Source organism: Brevundimonas sp. FV1ye4L (genome assembly GCF_058681255.1).
This window is the reverse complement of record NZ_CM178734.1, coordinates 2,708,171-2,725,241: the sequence shown is the minus strand read 5'-3', so window position 1 is coordinate 2,725,241 and position 17,071 is coordinate 2,708,171. Positions and strand designations below refer to the sequence as shown.

At 65.4% G+C, this 17,071-nt stretch carries 11 protein-coding genes; 8 read left to right on the top strand and 3 right to left on the bottom strand.

The features are described from left to right. Positions 1-218: 218 nt before the first annotated feature. Positions 219-560 carry a BA14K family protein gene (locus ACW17X_RS13100; protein WP_492098010.1) on the top strand — a complete coding sequence of 114 codons (342 nt, stop codon included), beginning with the start codon at positions 219-221 and terminating at the stop codon, positions 558-560. Between the two features lie 36 nt (positions 561-596). On the opposite strand, the gene ACW17X_RS13095 is transcribed toward ACW17X_RS13100, so the two are convergent. After that, the gene (locus tag ACW17X_RS13095; RefSeq protein ID WP_492098008.1) at positions 597-1,241 is read right to left on the bottom strand and encodes a LysE family translocator; all 645 of its coding nucleotides are present in this window, start codon (positions 1,239-1,241) and stop codon (positions 597-599) included. 130 nt (positions 1,242-1,371) lie between these two features. Between ACW17X_RS13095 and ACW17X_RS13090 the strand changes: the two genes are divergently transcribed. The 4 genes from ACW17X_RS13090 to ACW17X_RS13075 all read left to right on the top strand — a co-directional run bounded on the left by ACW17X_RS13090 (position 1,372) and on the right by ACW17X_RS13075 (position 7,808). Beyond that, entirely contained in the window at positions 1,372-3,012 is a 1,641-nt protein-coding gene (locus tag ACW17X_RS13090) for a serine hydrolase (RefSeq protein ID WP_492098006.1), read from the top strand. Positions 3,013-3,100: 88 nt separating this feature from the next. Further along, entirely contained in the window at positions 3,101-3,640 is a 540-nt protein-coding gene (locus ACW17X_RS13085; RefSeq protein ID WP_492098004.1) for a hypothetical protein, read from the top strand. A 323-nt stretch (positions 3,641-3,963) separates the two neighbouring features. Then, on the top strand, positions 3,964-6,723 hold the full coding sequence (locus ACW17X_RS13080) for a TonB-dependent receptor (protein WP_492098002.1): 2,760 nt from the start codon (positions 3,964-3,966) through the stop codon (positions 6,721-6,723). A 62-nt stretch (positions 6,724-6,785) separates the two neighbouring features. Further along, positions 6,786-7,808, top strand: a complete 1,023-nt coding sequence (locus ACW17X_RS13075) for a hypothetical protein (protein WP_492098000.1) — start codon at positions 6,786-6,788, stop codon at positions 7,806-7,808. Here the strand turns inward: ACW17X_RS13075 and ACW17X_RS13070 are convergent. Continuing rightward, positions 7,805-10,786 carry a TonB-dependent receptor gene (locus tag ACW17X_RS13070; protein WP_492097998.1) on the bottom strand — a complete coding sequence of 994 codons (2,982 nt, stop codon included), beginning with the start codon at positions 10,784-10,786 and terminating at the stop codon, positions 7,805-7,807. The genes ACW17X_RS13075 and ACW17X_RS13070 overlap by 4 nt on opposite strands. A 215-nt stretch (positions 10,787-11,001) precedes the next feature. Here ACW17X_RS13070 and ACW17X_RS13065 point away from each other — a divergent pair, with 215 nt between their 5' ends. From ACW17X_RS13065 to ACW17X_RS13055, 3 genes are all read left to right on the top strand, one after another. After that, the gene (locus ACW17X_RS13065) at positions 11,002-11,550 is read left to right on the top strand and encodes an RNA polymerase sigma factor (protein ID WP_492097996.1); all 549 of its coding nucleotides are present in this window, start codon (positions 11,002-11,004) and stop codon (positions 11,548-11,550) included. A 41-nt stretch (positions 11,551-11,591) separates the two neighbouring features. Further along, the gene (locus ACW17X_RS13060) at positions 11,592-12,515 is read left to right on the top strand and encodes a FecR family protein (RefSeq protein ID WP_492097994.1); all 924 of its coding nucleotides are present in this window, start codon (positions 11,592-11,594) and stop codon (positions 12,513-12,515) included. A 1,022-nt stretch (positions 12,516-13,537) separates the two neighbouring features. Then, positions 13,538-15,484 (top strand): alpha/beta hydrolase family protein, encoded by a 1,947-nt coding sequence (locus tag ACW17X_RS13055; RefSeq protein ID WP_492097992.1) that lies wholly within the window; start codon positions 13,538-13,540, stop codon positions 15,482-15,484. A gap of 334 nt (positions 15,485-15,818) precedes the next feature. Here ACW17X_RS13055 and ACW17X_RS13050 read toward each other — a convergent pair whose 3' ends face one another. Then, positions 15,819-17,063, bottom strand: a complete 1,245-nt coding sequence (locus ACW17X_RS13050; RefSeq protein ID WP_492097991.1) for an HlyD family secretion protein — start codon at positions 17,061-17,063, stop codon at positions 15,819-15,821. Positions 17,064-17,071: the final 8 nt, after the last annotated feature.

Genomic DNA, 17,071 nt, shown 5'->3' with positions numbered 1-17,071 from the left:
CTCTGGAGCAAGCGACGCGTCCGTTCGCAGGAAGAAGTGGGTGTGTTGAACCGGCCACACAAGAGCCCGAGCGGGGGCGGGCGCGCCTTGACCGGGGTCAATTGCGGCCAACACCGGTCCGGTTGGTGTCGGAAACGAAATATTTGAATGAATGCAACGGATTAGCCGGGACTAGGCGTTTAGCAGACATCTATTCACCTACGGAAAGGCGCTGTCCCATGCGCAAGTCTATCATCGCAATCGCCGCCGGCCTGATGGCCCTGAGCACCGTCTCGGCCCAGGCCGCCGCCCTGGACCAGAACCGCCCCTCGCCGGACCGCCAGGAGCAGCATCAGAACGACAACCGCTCGAACAACGACCAGGGCGGCCAGCACCGGGATTCCTACGGGTCGTGGTCGTCGAGCTGGGGGTCGCGCCCGCCGGCGCCGCCGGCCCACTTCAAGCGCCAGTCCAACTGGTACGCTCACGTCCGCGCCTGCCAGCAGCGCTATCGCACCTATAACCCGCGCACCGACCGCTACACGGTTCGCGCCGGCCGCACGGCGGTCTGCAGCCTGTAAGATCTGACGAAGGCCGGGCCGTTGCGACGGCCCGGCCTAGAGTCGCGTCTCCCAGGCCGTCCAGGCCGCGATCAGGATCAGGCCGGCCGCCATCACGGCCCGCACCCTGGGCCCCTGATAGCGGGAAACAGACCGGCCGGCCTGGGCGGCCGTGACGACGATGAGGCTGTGCACCGCCACGCTGATCGCCACATGAACCCCGCCGAGCGTCAAGGCCTGAGGCAGGGCCGGACCGTGATCGGGTCGGATGAAGCCCGGCAGGAAGGCGACGTAGAACAGGGCCGCTTTCGGGTTGAGCAAATTGGCCGTCAGCCCGCGCAGAAACAGGGCGCGTCGCCGGTTTTCCGTCTCTTGCGTCGGCCTGGCGGGATCGCTCTCGCCTCGCCAGGCCTCCCAGGCGAGCCAGAGCAGAAACCCGACCCCGGCCCAGCGTACGGCCTGATACAGGGCGGGCCATCTCAGTACGAACTCGGTCAGGCCGAAGGCGGCGGCCAGCATCCACAGCGTCAGCCCCAGGGTGATTCCCGCCACCGCTGAAAGACCGGCCGTACGCCCCTGTGATACCGACAACAGCGCCAGCCAGCCCATATTGGGGCCCGGCGTAAACTCGACCAGAACGACCGCGGCCAGGAATGGCAGGATCACGCCTGGATCTATCGGCCCGCTCGTCAGGAACTCCATCCACGCCTCCTGCCCCTCGTCTAGGCCGTGTCGGCAGCCGGGTCCAATCGCGAGCTTGGGCCCAGACTGAGCGTTGCATTCGGCCGGGCGGGGCGGCTAAGCCTTGGCCGTCCTTCGTCGGAGTGCTTCCATGACCATCCGCCTGTCGCGCCGCGCCCTGTTCGCTTCCGGAGGCGCTGCGGCGCTGGCGGTCCAGTCCGCCCCCGCATGGGCCCAGCCGGCCAATGACGACGCCGCCCTGGCCGAGGCCGTCGACGCCTATGTCAAAAAGGCCATGGCGGCCTGGCCCGAGCAACCGGCGCTGGGGATCGCCGTGGTCAAGGATGGAAAGCCGGTGCTGACGCGCGGCTATGGGGTCAAGGTCCAGGGCAAGGCCGCTCAGGCCGACGAACACACCCTGTTCGCCATCGCCTCCAATAGCAAGAACGTCACCGCCGCCGCCCTGGCCATACTGGTCGATGAGGGCAAGGTGAAATGGGACGCCCCCATCAAGACCTATCTGCCCGACTTCCGACTGTCCGATCCCTATATCACCGACCATATCACGGTGCGCGACACCCTGAGCCACCGGGCCGGGTTCGGCCTGGGCGCCGGGGACCTGCTGTTCTGGCCCAACAGCGACCGGACCCGGGCCGAGGTGATCGCCCAGGCCGCCTTCGTGCCGATCGAGGACGGGTTCCGGGCGCGCTATCACTATTGCAACCTGATGTTCGTGGTCGCGGGCGCGGTGATCGAGGCCGTGTCGGGCCAGACCTGGGAAGACTTCGTCCAGACGCGCATCCTGGACCGCGTCGGCATGACCGAGACCGTGCCCCTGGCGCGGCTGGCCGATCCGGCCAAGTCCGCCCTGCCCCACGGCCGGGTCGGGCCGCCGCTGCGCTATCAGGGGGCGATGACGCCGATCGCGGCCTCGATCGTCGAGGTGTGGAACTGGGATTCGGCGGCGGCGGCGGGCGGGATCTGCACCACCCCGGCGGACTGGGCCAAGTGGATGACCGTGCGGCTGAACGACGGCCTGCTGCCCGACGGGACGCGGCTGTTCTCGGAGGCGGCGGCGCGCGAGATGGTCCGGCCCAACATCATCACCGGCAGTTCGCCGGGACCGACGGCGGAACTGCCGAACCGGGCCATCGCCTCGACCTACGCCATGGGATTCCAGGTTCAGGACTATCGCGGCGAACGGCTGATCAGCCACGGCGGCGGCTCGCCTGGCGGGATTTCGGCGACCGTGCTGGTCCCCGGCCGCAAGACCGGTTTCAGCATCTTCTCCAACGCGGAGGAGAGCTTCCTGCTGCGGGCGCTACGCTCGGGCATCGCCGACCTGTGCATGGGCAAGGTGGATGTGGACTGGATCGCCGATTCCAAACGGCTGGAGACCGAGGGGAACGCCAAGTCCATCGCCGCCGCCACCGAGATCGACGCCAAACAGGCGGCGGGCGCCGCGCCGTCCATGCCGCTGGAGGCCTACGCCGGAACCTGGCGCGATCCCTGGTACGGCGACATCCTCATCACGCCCAAGACCGAGGGGCGCGGGCGCAATCGCAAGACCGGCCTGTGGTTGAGCTTCACCCACACCCCGGCGCTGCAAGGCTGGCTGGAGCCCTATGACGGCGAGACCTTCCGCACCCGGTTCCCGGACAAGCGGGAGGAGGACGCCTTCGTCACCTTCAACATCCAGACCGCGAAGCCCGCCACGGCGACGATGAAGGGGGTCTCGCCCGACATCGACTTCTCATACGACTATCAGGACCTGAGATTGACGCGGGTTTGAACGGGCGTCGTGTGACCTAGGGTCGCAAAAGCGGAACGGATGCGGGGCGCCTACGCTGTCCTTTCATATAACGAAAGGACACATCGCCATGTCGAAGATGAACAACAGCCGCGCGCTGGATCGCGACGAAGCGGAAATGGTCGAGCAGAGCAAGGCCCTGGACGGGCTATCGGCGTCGGAGTTGCGCGACCTGATCGGCCGATTGCGGGCACGCCGCGACCGGGCGCAGCGTCAGATCCGGTCCCGCACCCGCGCGGCTCAGTCTGAAGGCCAAGCCAGGGCGGCCGATTCCGGACCGGACACCGGTGCTCGCGAAAAGAAGGCGTTGCTGAACGAAGCCGCCGCGCGGGTGGCCGACGAGATCAAGGGCCGCAAACAGAGCCGCAAGTCTGACAAGGGGGCTGTGGCGACGCAAAATCTGCGGGACGCCGTGGCGCGGAAAGCCGCCTCTCCGTCCTGGACTGGCCCGGAGGACCGAACCGCCGACACGGGGCCTGCGGAGACTCCCAACACCAAGATCGCGCCATCAGGCGCCCTGCATGCTGAAGGCATGCGCGCCGTGATTTCCCGAACGTCGGCCAGAGGTAATCGGGAGCCTGTGCGAGGTCGCGTCTGTCTCGAGGGTTGATCTCGAGCAGTTCCAGCCTCGCATCCTGCCGGGGCCGCGGCACGACCAGCCGCCAACGGTTCTGGCCGATCGACGATGGGGCGATCTCGACAGGCCGTCGGTCGTTTCAGCGATCAGGTCTGGTCCAAGCCGATGCTTCACGGCAAAACGAGGCAGGCCTGTCCGAGACCGGAACTCTCGAGGCGACATCGGCGCCATCAACTCCATAGCCGCACCGCCGACCCGTAATGTGAAGCATTCATAAAGTTTCGGCGGGCTGCACGGACGGCCGCGTCCCTTGAGCTTGGGGGCATATCTCAGCTCCGGTTCAGGGACTGCGGTCGATGAAAAATCTTTCGTTCAAAACAAGACTTCTCGCGTCGTCGATGGCGCTATTCTCCATGGTCGCAGCGGCGCAGGCCGCCGCTCAGGACAGGACAGCCGCCGCGAGCGAAACCGCCGAGGTCGGCGAAATCGTCGTCGTCGGCACGCGCAACGACGCCATGCGCACCCAGATGCGCAGCGACAACGCCGTCAGCGTCATGTCGGCCGAGGATCTGGAACATACGGCGGTTCACAACGTCGCCGAGGCCCTGGCCCTGCTGCCGGGAATTAGCGTCCAGAACACCGGCAACTCCTTCTTCGGCGGCGTCGACGGCGCCTCGCGCGGCGAAGGCATGTTCGTCGGCGTCCGCGGCATGAACTCCGAGTTCACCCTGGCCCTGATCAACGGCGTCAACGCGGCCCAGGGCATGCCCTATTCGCGCCAGGTGCAGCTGTCGCTGCTGCCGCCGTCGGGTCTGAAGACCATCGTGGTCAACAAGAACTCGACCGCCGATATGGACGGCGACGCGATCGGCGGCACGATTGATTTCGTCACGCCTTCGGCCTTCAGCATGGCCGACGACTATGCGTCCCTGTCGGTCTCCGGCCGAGTCGAGAGCCGCGCCCGCGATTATGACGAAGACGGTCTGGGCGGCGGCGTCAGCGGCGAGATCGCCCGCCGCTTCGGCCAGGGCGACCAGTTCGGCCTGTATGTCAGCGCCTTCTACGACAAGCGCAACTTCGCCAACTCCATGATCGCGGGCCTGATGGCGGCCCAGAACGACGGCGGGTGGGCTTATCTGCATTCGGCGACAAACTCCGGTGAAGGCACGAACCCGGCCGGCGTGGACCAGGAAGCGAATCTCGCCCTGACCGGCCTGAACTTCGGCGTCTCTACCGGATACACCGAGCGTTTCGGCGGAAACTTCTCGCTGGACTGGCGCGCCGACGACAGCCTGGACGTCTATCTGCGCGGCTCCTACGCCTTCGCCGAGACCCAGCAGAATTCGACCCTGAACCAGCTGATCCAGAACCGCGCCCGCGTCTCCAACGCGGCGACCGGCCTGTACGACCTGAACCTGACCAACTCGTCGGTGCGCATGTGGTACACGACCAATCCCGAAGATGCGGACCTGACCACCCTGACCTTCGGGGCCGTGAAGCGTCATGGCGCCTGGACCTTGTCGCCGTCGATCTTCTACTCCTATGGCGGCAATGATCGTCCGGACCATATCGAGGCCTCGATCCGCAACAACCAGTCGGACAAGTACAACACCGGCTCGCTGCTGCCCTACAGCGGCCTGTTCGCCGGCTATGACAAGGACGGCTATCCGATCCCGCTGCTGACCCCGGCGCAACGCGACCTGATCAACAACTCCGGCAGCGCCCTTCTGGCCCGCCGCGCCGGCCAGAGGACCGAACAGTTCTCGAACCAGCAGAAGGTCGGCGCCCGGTTCGACGCCCAGTACGATTTCGACGGCGGCGCCCTGTCCTACGTCAAGACGGGGGTGAAATACGTCGAGAGCCATCGCCGCGTCAGCAGCCACGACTGGACCAACGATCATTTCGCCAATCTGCTGGGCCGTCCGGGCGTGACCTGGGACGAACTCGGTCTGGTCGAGGGCTATTTCGACTCGGCCTATCCCGGCCTTTACGACTTGCGCGCGCCGAAGGTGAACCACGACCGTCTGGTCGAACTGTTCAACCAGTATTTCGACGCCGAGGCCGCAGCGGCCGACCTCTGCTACCTGAACTGCAACACCCTGAAAGGCGACGAGAATGTCGCCGCCGCCTATGTGACCGGCAAGTGGGATTTGGGCCCGGTCGAGGTCATTCCGGGCCTTCGCTACGAACACACCCAGATCGAGAACACCTACTGGAACAACGACGACAAGGCGAAGCGGTTTGAGTCCAACTCGACCGAGTACAACGAGTGGCTGCCCAGCCTGTTCGTCAACTATCGCCCCAACGATGAGGCCGTGTACCGGGCCTCGATCACCCGCGCCTATATGCGCCCGGCCCTGGTTCAACTGGGCGGGTCGGAGACGACCGAACGGGGCGACAACTCCATCACCGTCACGCGCGGCAACCCCGACCTGGAGACGCTGAAGTCCTGGAACTTCGACGCCTCCGCCGAGTGGAGCAACGACTTCGGCGGCTACGCCATGGTCGGCGGCTACTACAAGCAGTTGTCGGACTACATGTATGACAACGGCTCGACCACCGTGAACGGCGGCGAGAACGGCGTCGGGACCGACTACAACGGCGAAATCTTTGATCGCGTGACCATCGTCTCGCCGACCAACGGCGGCGACGGCTACGTCAAGGGGATCGAGATCCAGCTGTACCAGGCCTTCGACATGCTGCCGGGCTGGCTGTCGGGCTTCGGCGCCGGGGCCAACTACACCCGTCAATGGACCGAGGTGGACATCGGCGGGGGCGAGAAACACCGGATGCAGAACGCGCCGGACGAACTGGCCAACGTCAAGCTGAACTACGCCTGGCGCAACCTGACGCTCGACCTGAACTGGAACTATTCCGGCGAGACGGTCACGGCCTACAACCGCGTCGCCGGCCTGGACTACTGGACCCGGCCGATCCGCCGGACCGACCTGCACGCCGGCTATGCGTTCGACAACGGGGTGATGCTGGACCTGTCGGTGTCCAACCTGTTCGAGGACTACAGCTATTGGGCGCACGTCGGCCGCAACAGCCTGGCGCTTTCGGACGTGGTCAATTCCGGCCGCACCACCCTGCTGACGCTGAAGTACGACTTCTGACGTCGGCTCGGGGGCCCGGCGCGTTCCCCAGCGCGCCGGGCCGCCTTCATCAAAGACCTTGCATGATCCGTTCGTTCGCCGCCGCCAGTCTTTGCATCCTGATCGGAGCCGGGAACGCGCTGGCCCAGACGCCCCGCACCACTGCGGCGATGGACCGGTTGCGAACGGCGGCGAACGAATTGACGGACGCCCGCCTGCGGGCGGAAACCCTGTCGGCGCTGCAATCCCGGCCCTGCGTTCGTCACCGGGTCAATCTGACCGCCGCCGATGAGGCGGCGATCCTGGACGCCCTGCGCGCCCAGGGCCTGATGTCCGCCCCGGTCGACGCCGCCGAGATCCAGGACCAGAGGGCGGCGGTATTCCCGCCGGTCGCCGGCTCCGCCGCCTGCCCCACCCCGCTCCAGCCTTTAGAAGCGGCGCCTGGCGGCAATGCCGGCTCGCATCACGACTGGCCCGGCGGTCTGGTCGACCATGAACAGTTCAACCTGCGCCTGGCCCTATCCCTGGCCGCTCTCTACGAGGCCGAAAGCGGACTTCCGGTCGATCGCGACGTCCTTGTCGCTGCGGTGCTCTGGCACGACTGGGCCAAGGCCCTGGTCCTGACGTTTTATCCAGACGGCCGTCTTGCGGAGGAACGGGCCATAGCCGGGGCGGGCGCGCACCATGTGCTGGGGCTGACCGAGGCCATGGCGCGCGGCCTGCCGCCAGCCCTGATCCTGACCCAGGCCTGCGCCCATGTCGCCCCGGTCGGCGAGGACAGGCGCAAGGTCGAGGCCTGGCTGAAAGCCGCAGCCATCATCGCCCGAACGGAGTGGACCCTGCCCGCCGTGGCGACCCGCGAATGCCTGATCAGCAACGCTGCGGACGACAACTGGATTCACGCCGAGACCTCGGTCCAGGTCGCCGACGCCGTCATGGCGCGACTGGCGCCGCGCTTCGGCCATCCGACGACAGACGACGCAGACTACCGGGTTCGACTGCGTAATCCGGCGCTGGAAGCCCTCGGCGCGGACAGGATCAGGGCCCTGTTCGAGCAACAGGGTGACGACGGCGTCGAGCGGAATCTTCGCGCCTCGGGCTTCTAGAAGACACTTCTTAGGGTGACGACCACGCGTCTGCCGGAATCCACAACGTCCGAAAGGGCGGTGCTGTCGCGGCCGACGTGAGCCCAGTAGGAGTATTCGCCGGTCAGGTTGGTCACAGTAACATCCAACCGGGTGCGCTGGTCGAACCGCCAGCGCGCGCGGGCGTCCAGCCGCGCGGCGGACCGGACCCACAGATTGTCCCAGTCCCCCTCGGCCTCCAGAACATTGTAGGCAGACAGATAATCGTCCGTGTAGTTCAAGCTCAGAAACACGGCCGCGCGGCCCTGTGAGTAGGCCAGTTCCGCGTTGCCCAGCCATTGCGGCGCATTGACCATCGGCTGCGACCGGCCCAGCACCTGGCCCAGATCCACTCGTGACCACTGACGGCTCAGATTGACGTCCAGGGTCGCCTCGCCGCCCAAGCCGAAGGGGTCGCCCAACGGCAGGAACCATTCCACCTCCAGGCCACGCGTGTCGCCGCGCCCCCCGTTTCGCGGCGTGACGATACGATAGTCTCCGTCCTGCGGCGCCACCCCGACGCCCAGGCCGGCGCCGCTTTCGTAAAGATAGTGATCGATGCGCTTGGCATAGGCTGAAAGACTCAACGCGCCACCGCCCGGAAGCCCTCTCTGGTGCGACAGATCCAGGTTCCAGGCGCTGGCGCTTTTGAGGTCGGGATTGCCGCGCGTGACCGTGGTCACCCCGTCCAGGGTCTCCGTCCGCGACCCGCCGCCCAGTTGCATGAAGGCCGGCCGGCTGTACGACCGCCAGACCGCTGCACGCCAGACGCCGCGATCGTTCGGCCGCCAGGACAGGTTCACACTGGGCAAAAATGCGTCATAGGCGCTGCTGTTCACGCCCCAGCCGCCCGGCGTCTCGACCCGTTCCTCCTCGGACATCACCCAGAAGCGGTTGACGATGTGCGTCCGCTCGTAGCGCAGGCCGAACTGGGTTTCCCAGCCGCCGACGACGCGGGTCGCCATGGCGTAGACGGCCTGAACCGTCTCGCGCCCCGACTGGGTGTTGCAGTTCAGATTGTCGACGTACAGGGTTCCACAGGTGTCGAAACTCTCGTCCGTGCGATTGGCCTCAAACAGCGCTTCCAGCCGGTCATGATCGATCCGGGGGATCGACCAGTCGTACAGACCCGGAAAGACCTGGGCGTAGGCGCCCCGCGCGATTCCCAGCGCCTTCCAGGTCAGCCCGGGCCTTTGATACAGGTCGGCGAAAAACCCATTGGTCCAGTTTCGGTCGGTCAGATCCCGATCGCTCCGCGTCAGCTTGGCGCCCAAGCGCAAACTGCGCCACGCCCCGCTGTCGGGCCTGAAGCTCAGGCCGAAGCCGCCGCCATAGCGAAGCTGTTGGCTGAACTGTTCCGTGCGCTGGCCCGCGCGGCGCGCCAGCAACGTCGACCCGGCCTGATCCAGATCCTGGAACACGCTCTGCGGCCATTGAGGAACCGGCAGACCGTCGCGATAGGTCACGGTCACACCGCCGAAGGCGCGGGGCGACTGGCCGATATTGTAGGCGTCGTTCTGATTGATCCAGGCCGACGCCTCAAGGTGATCGGGCCGGGCGCTCTCGCCGCGACTGGCGAACAGATACGGCGACAAACGCCAGCGCCCTTCGACAGCCTCGGCGGTCAGGCTGGCTGTGGACAGGGAGACGGTGTCGGGATTGGTTTCGTACCAGACCCGCGTCGACAGATTCTGGACCGACAGGCGATAGACGCCCGATCCGTCGTCGCTCCAGGACTGCGGCCCGCTGACCACCTGGCTGAAGGTCGAATTCTGCTCGGTGTGCGCCTGAGCATGGGTGGCGTTCAGACGCAGGTCCAGACCCGGCGCGGCGCGCCAGTCCAGCGCCATGGCGTAGTTCTGCAGTCGGCTGCGGCCGCTTGAGACTCCGACGTTCAGACTGGTCTGGATCAGGTCGTCCTGAGGCCGGGACACATCGATCGGCCCGCCGGCCGCCGAGTTCGACCGACTGTAGGCCCAGCCTCCGTCGTTCTGCGCCGCCATCACCCCCGCCAGCTCCGAGTTGACGAAACTGCGGTCCTCGTAGGCCGCCGCCGCATAGAGGCCCAGCCGTCCGTCGGCGAACTGACGCCCGTGCTCGACCCGGATAGCCTCGCCGAGACCGGATTCGCCGTACGCGCGCGCCCGCGTCTCGACACGTTCGCCCAGGGTGACGGCCGTCCAGGGCGAGCGAGACAGGTCCGCCGGACCAGGCGTCTGGAAATCCAGGGCGGCGCCGATGAAGTCGCCGTCGAGATCAGCTCGGCCGGTCTTGTGCACCACCACCGTCTGAAAGGCCTCGGGCGGAAGCAGGTTCAACTGCACCCCGCGCGAATAGGGCAGGCCCTGAGCCACGGATACGCCGTTGATCATGCTGAGATTATATTCAGCGTTCAGGCCCCGGTAGGCGGCGTACAAACCTTCGCCGCGCGACGCCGAGTCGATGCCGCCGATAAAGGATCGGCCGGTGTTGATCACGGTCATGCCTGGAAGGTCGCCCAAGGCCTCGGACAGGTTCTGGGCCGAGCCCCGGGCCATGTCCTCGCGCGACAGGCTGCGGACCGCCGACGGCCCTTCCAGGTCGCTGGCCAGGCGGCGTTCAACCCCGGCAAGGTCCAGGCGGCCGGCCACGACCTGGATCGGCTCGAGCTCAGCGGTCGGCGGGGAGGCGGGCGGCGCCTGGGCATGGCGTGGACGGGCGACAATGACGAAGGTTCGGGCGTCCACCCGTCGCGCTTCGAAACCCGCGTCGGCCAAGGCCAGGTCGAAAGCGCGCATCACCTCGATCCGACCGATCACGGCCCGGCTGCGACGTCCCTCCAGCCGGTCGGCAGGGAACAGAATCTGCACCCGTCCCTGACGGGCCAACTCCCGCAGGGCCGAGGCCATGGGCTGGGCGGGAACATCGAAGACCGGAACGCGACCCGCAGCCAGCGCCGTCGACGGCAGGACAGCCGCCATCGCCACGCCGCCGACAAACCGTAGAAAAGGGTGACGACCGTCACAGCCCATGTGGGACGATCCGTGAATTAACCCCGCGACTGGGCGGTTTCTAAGGTCCGGCTGCAATGGAATGATGACATGACGTCATCTGATTTGGCGGCCTGTCGACGCGGCTGCGTCACTTGAAGTACAGGCTCAAGCGAGTTCGGATGTTTGACGGCGTCGCACCATCGATGACAGCTTCACAGAAGCCGACAGATGCCCAGAGCCGGGCTGCGGCGATCATGGCCGAACTGCTGCAGCGGTTCGACACACGGCTGCGTCGGTATCTGGTCCGGTTTCTCGCGCCCGCCGACGTCGAGGACGCGCTTCAGGACATTTATCTGCGTCTGACACGGTTGGCCTCCGGCGTCCCGCCGCCTGAGTTCAACGCCACCTATGTATTCAAGACCGCCGACAGCGTGGCGCGCGATCTTCGTCGTCGCCGGATGGGGCGCGGCGGCGATCGCCACGTCGAAGTGCCGGACGACCTGGCCAACGACGCCCCCTCGCCCTTCGACGAATTGCGCTGGCAGCAAAACGCCGACCTGCTGCGCCGCGCCATCGCCGGCCTGCCGCGCGACCAGCGACTGGTGCTGATGATGCACCGGATCGAGGGGCTGACCCTGGTGGAGATTTCAGACCGCAGACGCATCCCGCTGCGAACGACCCAGCGTCTGCTGGCCGATGCGCTTGCCACTTGCCGACACAGGCTTAAGGATTGTGGATGGTTCGAACAGTAATTCCCTTGCGCCCCCCGATGCCCCCCTCGGCGCGCCCCCCGGTGCGCGACGACGAAGCCGACGCCTTCGTCGCGGCTCGCCTGGCTGAGGAGCGGGGCGAGGTCGTCGATCCGCGCGCGGCGTCGGAGATCGACGACGTCTGGGATGCGATCGGCCAATTGGACACCTCTGACTTCGCCGTGGACGAGGTGAAAACACGTCCCGCCGTGAGCCGCCGCGCCTGGCTGGTGGGCGGAACGCTCGCCGCCGGCGTCGCTTTCGGCGGCGTCTTCCTGTGGCGTGCACAGCCTGTCGTCCACGAGACCGGCGTTGGCGAGCGTCGCACCGTCGCCCTGCCCGACGGTTCCCAGGTCACGCTCAACACCGCCAGCCGCATAGAGGTTCGGTTCGGCGGCGGTCGCCGTGAAGTCGTTCTGGCCGCCGGTGAAGCCTTCTTCTCGGTGCAGCGACAGGCTGATCATGCGCCGTTCGACGTCTTCAGCCACGCGGCGCAAATCCGCGTCACGGGCACCCGGTTCAACCTCTATCGGCACGCGGCCTTCACCGACGTCGATCTGCTCGAGGGCGGCGTTACGGTGGGCCCGGCGAACGGCCAGACGCGCGATCCGGCGAACGCCGCTGTAAGGCTCGCGCCCGGTCAGGCGGTGCGCGTCTCCGCATCCGGTCGCCCCGGAAGCATCACCAGCGCGCGCATCGGACGGATACAAGACTGGCGCAGGGGCCTGGTCAGTTTCGACCGAACCCCTCTGCCGGTCGCCGTCGCTGAAATGAACCGGTACAGCCGCGCCCCCCTCCGGCTGGACGACGCCGCGCTTGGACAACTGCGGATCGACGGCGTGTTCGAGACGGGCGACACCGCCGCCTTCGCCAAGGCGCTGCACGGTCTGTACGACGTCGCCGTTCGCCAGGACGGCGAGGCGTGGCGCCTGTCGTCGCCCTCCGGCGCGACGAACGCTCGTCGCTAAAGATATGGAGTATCGGGACCACTTAAGACATGCTCAATCCGAGCCCGCAATCGTTGGGTTTAGGAGTCTGACCACTTAAGCCGACCACTTAAGAGCTGCTCAAATTGGGCCGAAACCACCTAAGACCGGCTCAGTCTCGGATCGGTCATTGAATGTTCAGTGGAAATCCACGCCGCGGCGTCCGGCTTCCATAAGACCCAAGAGCTCACGCAGTGGCGCTCCATCGCTTCGAGCTTGATCGCCCGGAGCCGCCCCTGCCGCTCCGACGAAACGAACATCGTGTCGAAGACTGCGTCGGAATGCTTCCCCGCGCGGAAAGTTTGCAGCGCCTACTAGCGGGCAAACTTGTCGCAGAACGTCCCTGGCGTGTCCCCTAGAGATGGCGAGCGGCAACGCGCCTTTCTAAGCCATTGTAATGTTGTCGGGGCCACCCAAGGCCTCGTTAACCTGACAGCTCCCTTAAACATTTGATGCCCTGCAGATGAGACGAACGACCACAAATAACAATCCAGGGACATATTGACGATCATAATAGGTTGTGCAGAGATGGTCGTGCAGTGCTGCCCCTGTTTTTCACACTCTCCATTCAGGAGTTCATTATGCGTGCATTGACGATGCTTGAGCTTGACGCTGTCGTCGGCGGATCCGAAGGCAGCGGCGGCGGAAGCAGCGGGAGCGGCAGCTCCGGTGGCGGTTCGTCTGGAAGCGGTTCGTCTGGAAGCGGTTCGTCTGGAAGCGGTTCGACGGGCGGCGGGTCGTCCGGGAACGGCAACACAGGTGGAAACCCGACCATCGGATGGGGTACGACAACCGTCAGCGGCCCCAGGTCGGCACCTGAATCCGGTCCCGGCGGCGGCCGAACCGGTGGCGATTCCGGCAGCTTGTATCCGCCGATCACCGTTACAGGTCCCACCATAAAGTGGCCGAGCGGCACGACTGTCGGCGGCGGCGTCACCGATGATGGATCCGGCGCCGGCGTAAGGGTCACGATCCCGTTCTAGGGTCACAGGAGCTCCGAGGCGTTGCTTAAGGCGTTCAAAGGTGGTCGGCTGATCGCCACTATTTTGGCAGCGACAGTCCCGGCCGCCCCCAGTGGGGCGGCCGGGATAGCGCCCGACGAAAACACGCTTGCCGGCCGTTCGACGATCTATTCCGCGACGGGTCCTGCTATCGTCAGAGTCAGGGATGGCTGGACCATCGAATTGGCAATGATCGCAAGCGCCGCAGGCATCGATAAGTTGGACTGGAGGCAGCGCTATGCATTGGATGAGCCCTCCTATGTTCACGGCTGGCGACTGCGCCAAATCCTCTGCGACACCGAGCAACCGAGCAAATGCCTTTTGGAACGGCGTCTGAGCGAGGTTAGCGAATGGTCTGAACTCGACCTCGCTGGCACCACGACCCAAATGGAGTGGCGTAAAATAGCGCCAGGAAGAGTCCTCGATTTCGACGCAGGCACCAGAAATGTGCTTCGCTCGGTGATCACCGGCGCAGCGGTAGTTAGCCTGGTAAAGGGCGCGCTCGACGACCGCCTCCCCCCTCTTCCGATCTGGTCGGCCGACCCGGCGAACAGCAACGCCACTGCGCGCTTTCTACCGTCGAGAGGCGGCGAGCGGCCGGTCTTGCTCATGACTGGCGGTCCAATCGCCCATTGGCAGATTATCGACAACCAAGCCCGATCACCACAGCGGCCGGCTCCGGGCGAACTCACCGCTGCTCTGAGCAACACGCTATATTTTTCGACGTCTTCGAGCGACGAGCAGGAAAGCTGGCTGGGCTATTTAGCCATTCCCGAGGCTGGCGCAGGTTGGAACCAAACTTCACTGGCCTATCATGGCAGCGGCGACGCACCGGTTATGGCGACGAACGCAAGCGACGGGCGGTTGTGGCGAGACAACAAGGGTGCCGCCCTTTTGGCTGACGGTACGCTCTTGGCTGTGACCCGACGCGCTCCATTGTTGGACCTGTCGGAGATTTGCCACCCGGCCCCTGGCGTTGATGCCGAGGCTCGTCCGATTACGGCTCTGCAGTCCTGGACGGAATCATCGGCAGCGCTGGCCGTTCACGGAGGCGCGCCGGGCAGTCAGGCAGTCATAGTCCTGCGCACCGGAATCGGCGGGCGAGTATCAGCCAAAGCGCTGATCGCAGCGTCGCGAGATGGCGCAGCCGAGGCGATCGGTATCTGTGGTCAATCGCAGTTGCGCATGGTCGACCTGCCCCTGCCCGAGCAGCCTGCCGCTCTGGAGACTCTGGCGGTGGAAACTCATACGGCAGTTTCGCAGGACGGAACGCCAGTCACCTATGATGTCATCGGCAAGCCCGAGCAGACCGGTCCGATCATGATCCGACCTTATGGCGCTTACGGGCTAGCCCCGGCCCGCTACTTGGCGCGCCGTCTCGAACAGGATTGGGTGGCGAAGGGCAACCGGCTTGTAGTGCCTCGCCTTAGAGGGGATGCGGGTCCGCAGGACTGGATCGAAGGCGGGCGCGGAGATCATAAGACGCGCGCCGCGGCCGACTTGATCGCGGTCGCTCAGGATCTGGCGGATAGGGAAGCCGGTCAGGCCCGTATCGATTTGGTCGGGATTAGCGCAGGTGGGTTCGTCGCCGCAAAAGCCGCGTTCGCGCGGCCGGATTTGTTTGGCCACGTCCTCTTGATATCGGCGGTACTGGATCTGTCCCTCTCTCAAGCTCAATATGAAGGGAGCTTTGACCGGGCCGAGTTCGGTTCGCCACAAGGCGGCTTTGAAGCCTGGTTCGGCGGCGGCCAAGCAGCGTCCAAAAACGCGCCCGCCTTCATTGTCTTGCATGGCACGGCCGATGAAATCGTACCGGTTCAGTCGACTGCCAATTTCGTGACATACGCCCGTGGTCTGGGCTATTCGGTCAAGGGCCAGTCCTACCAGGGCGTGGGCCACGAATTGGCTGACGCGTCTTATATTCTTACAGATGCAGAAGCGCTCTACTGATGCCCAGCTTCCTTCATAACCCGACGCGAATCCGCAGGCTTAGCCTGGCGGTCATAACTCTTTCGCAGCTGCTCGGCGGGTGTAACGGGGCATCGATCGATTGGGCCAGCATCGGAGGCGCAGTCGTCGAAGGCAGCTGCGCTCGTTCTTCCCATTGCGACCTACCGTGTACGCGTGACCCCAAACGGGAGGATTGCGTGACGGGCGGAGCGCCACGGTAGCGGCTTGGGGGATCAGTGATACTGATGCCCGGCGCAGCGATTCCCTTTTTCGCCCATTTGCTGAGCTCCCATGCCGCTCGTGCAAACGACAGGTTCAACCAGCCCGTGGAGTGTCAGCCCGCCCGCTTGCCCGCTGCGATTAGCGGATCGAAGAGTTGTTGCCAGAGTCGTCGACGATCGATCGGCAGATCGGCCCGAAGGGCCATGCCGGGCTGAAGCGCCCGGCGATCACCATAGGCGTCTACATAATCCCGGTTGAGCCTCACGCGGATTTCATAAACCGGCTCCTGATGTTCGACCGGAAAGGCGGCCTCGCCCGGACGTGTTACGGTCGTTGCGATATCCGTGATTTTGCCCTCCACGAACCCAAAACGTTGGAAAGGAAAAGCCTCCACCTGCAGCCTGGCTTCCTGGCCGATCCGCAGAAACCCGGCGGCGCGGGTCGGGACTAGCAGATGCGCTTCAAGAACCGATCCTGCGGGAGCGATCGCCATCAGGGTTAGATCGGTTGCCGGGACCATGCCGGGACGCGCTTGGACCGCCGAAACCACGCCAGCCACGGGCGCGCGCAGAACATATCCGCGCATCACCTGAAGTTCAGCTCGGCGCTGCACCAAAGTCGAACGATCGCTGGCGATCGCGGCAAGTGCTTCGGCTTGACGGGCTGGGATGGCTGCGAGCTGTGATCGAAGGTCGGATGCGGTCGTGTCGGATTGGGAAAGACGCTCGTCCAAGTCCGCGAGCGCCGTCCGTTCGGATAGAACCGTGCGGCGGCGCGCATCGACCTGGGCATTGGTGGCGTAGCCCTGCGCCTGAAGGCGCTGAAGCCTCTCTGAATCGGCTTCGGCCAATACCAAGGCTTCAGCCTGGACAATGCGCCGGCTGGCGAGGATCGCGCGAGTTCTGGAGTTGGCTGCGATCAAGGCGGCAAGACGGTCCCGTTCGTCGGCAAGCCCTCTGGAGATGGCCGCACTGCGGTCCGCCAGCGAGATTTGTTGCTGATCGGCTTCGCTGAGTTGCTGATCGAGCATCGGCCCTTGGCCCGCACTTGCGATGTCTGAGACAAACTCGACAAGGGGTGCGCCGGCCTCGACACGCTGGCCGTCTCGCACCAGGACGCGGGCGATTCTACCGGACTGGAGGGTGCGCATCTGCACGATGCCAGCTTCCGGAATCAGGAAACCATTTACCGTCTCCTTGCGTGTATAGCGGCCGAATATGAGCGCGGCGAGGATCGCCGTGCAAATCAGGGCAAGGACAAAAGTCCAGACGGCAAATGACGGGGGCTGGGCCAGACGCACCTCCCCCCAAAGCCTACGCCGCTTTGCTTCGACGGCTTCCGAACGGAACAGGCTCAACGGAACAG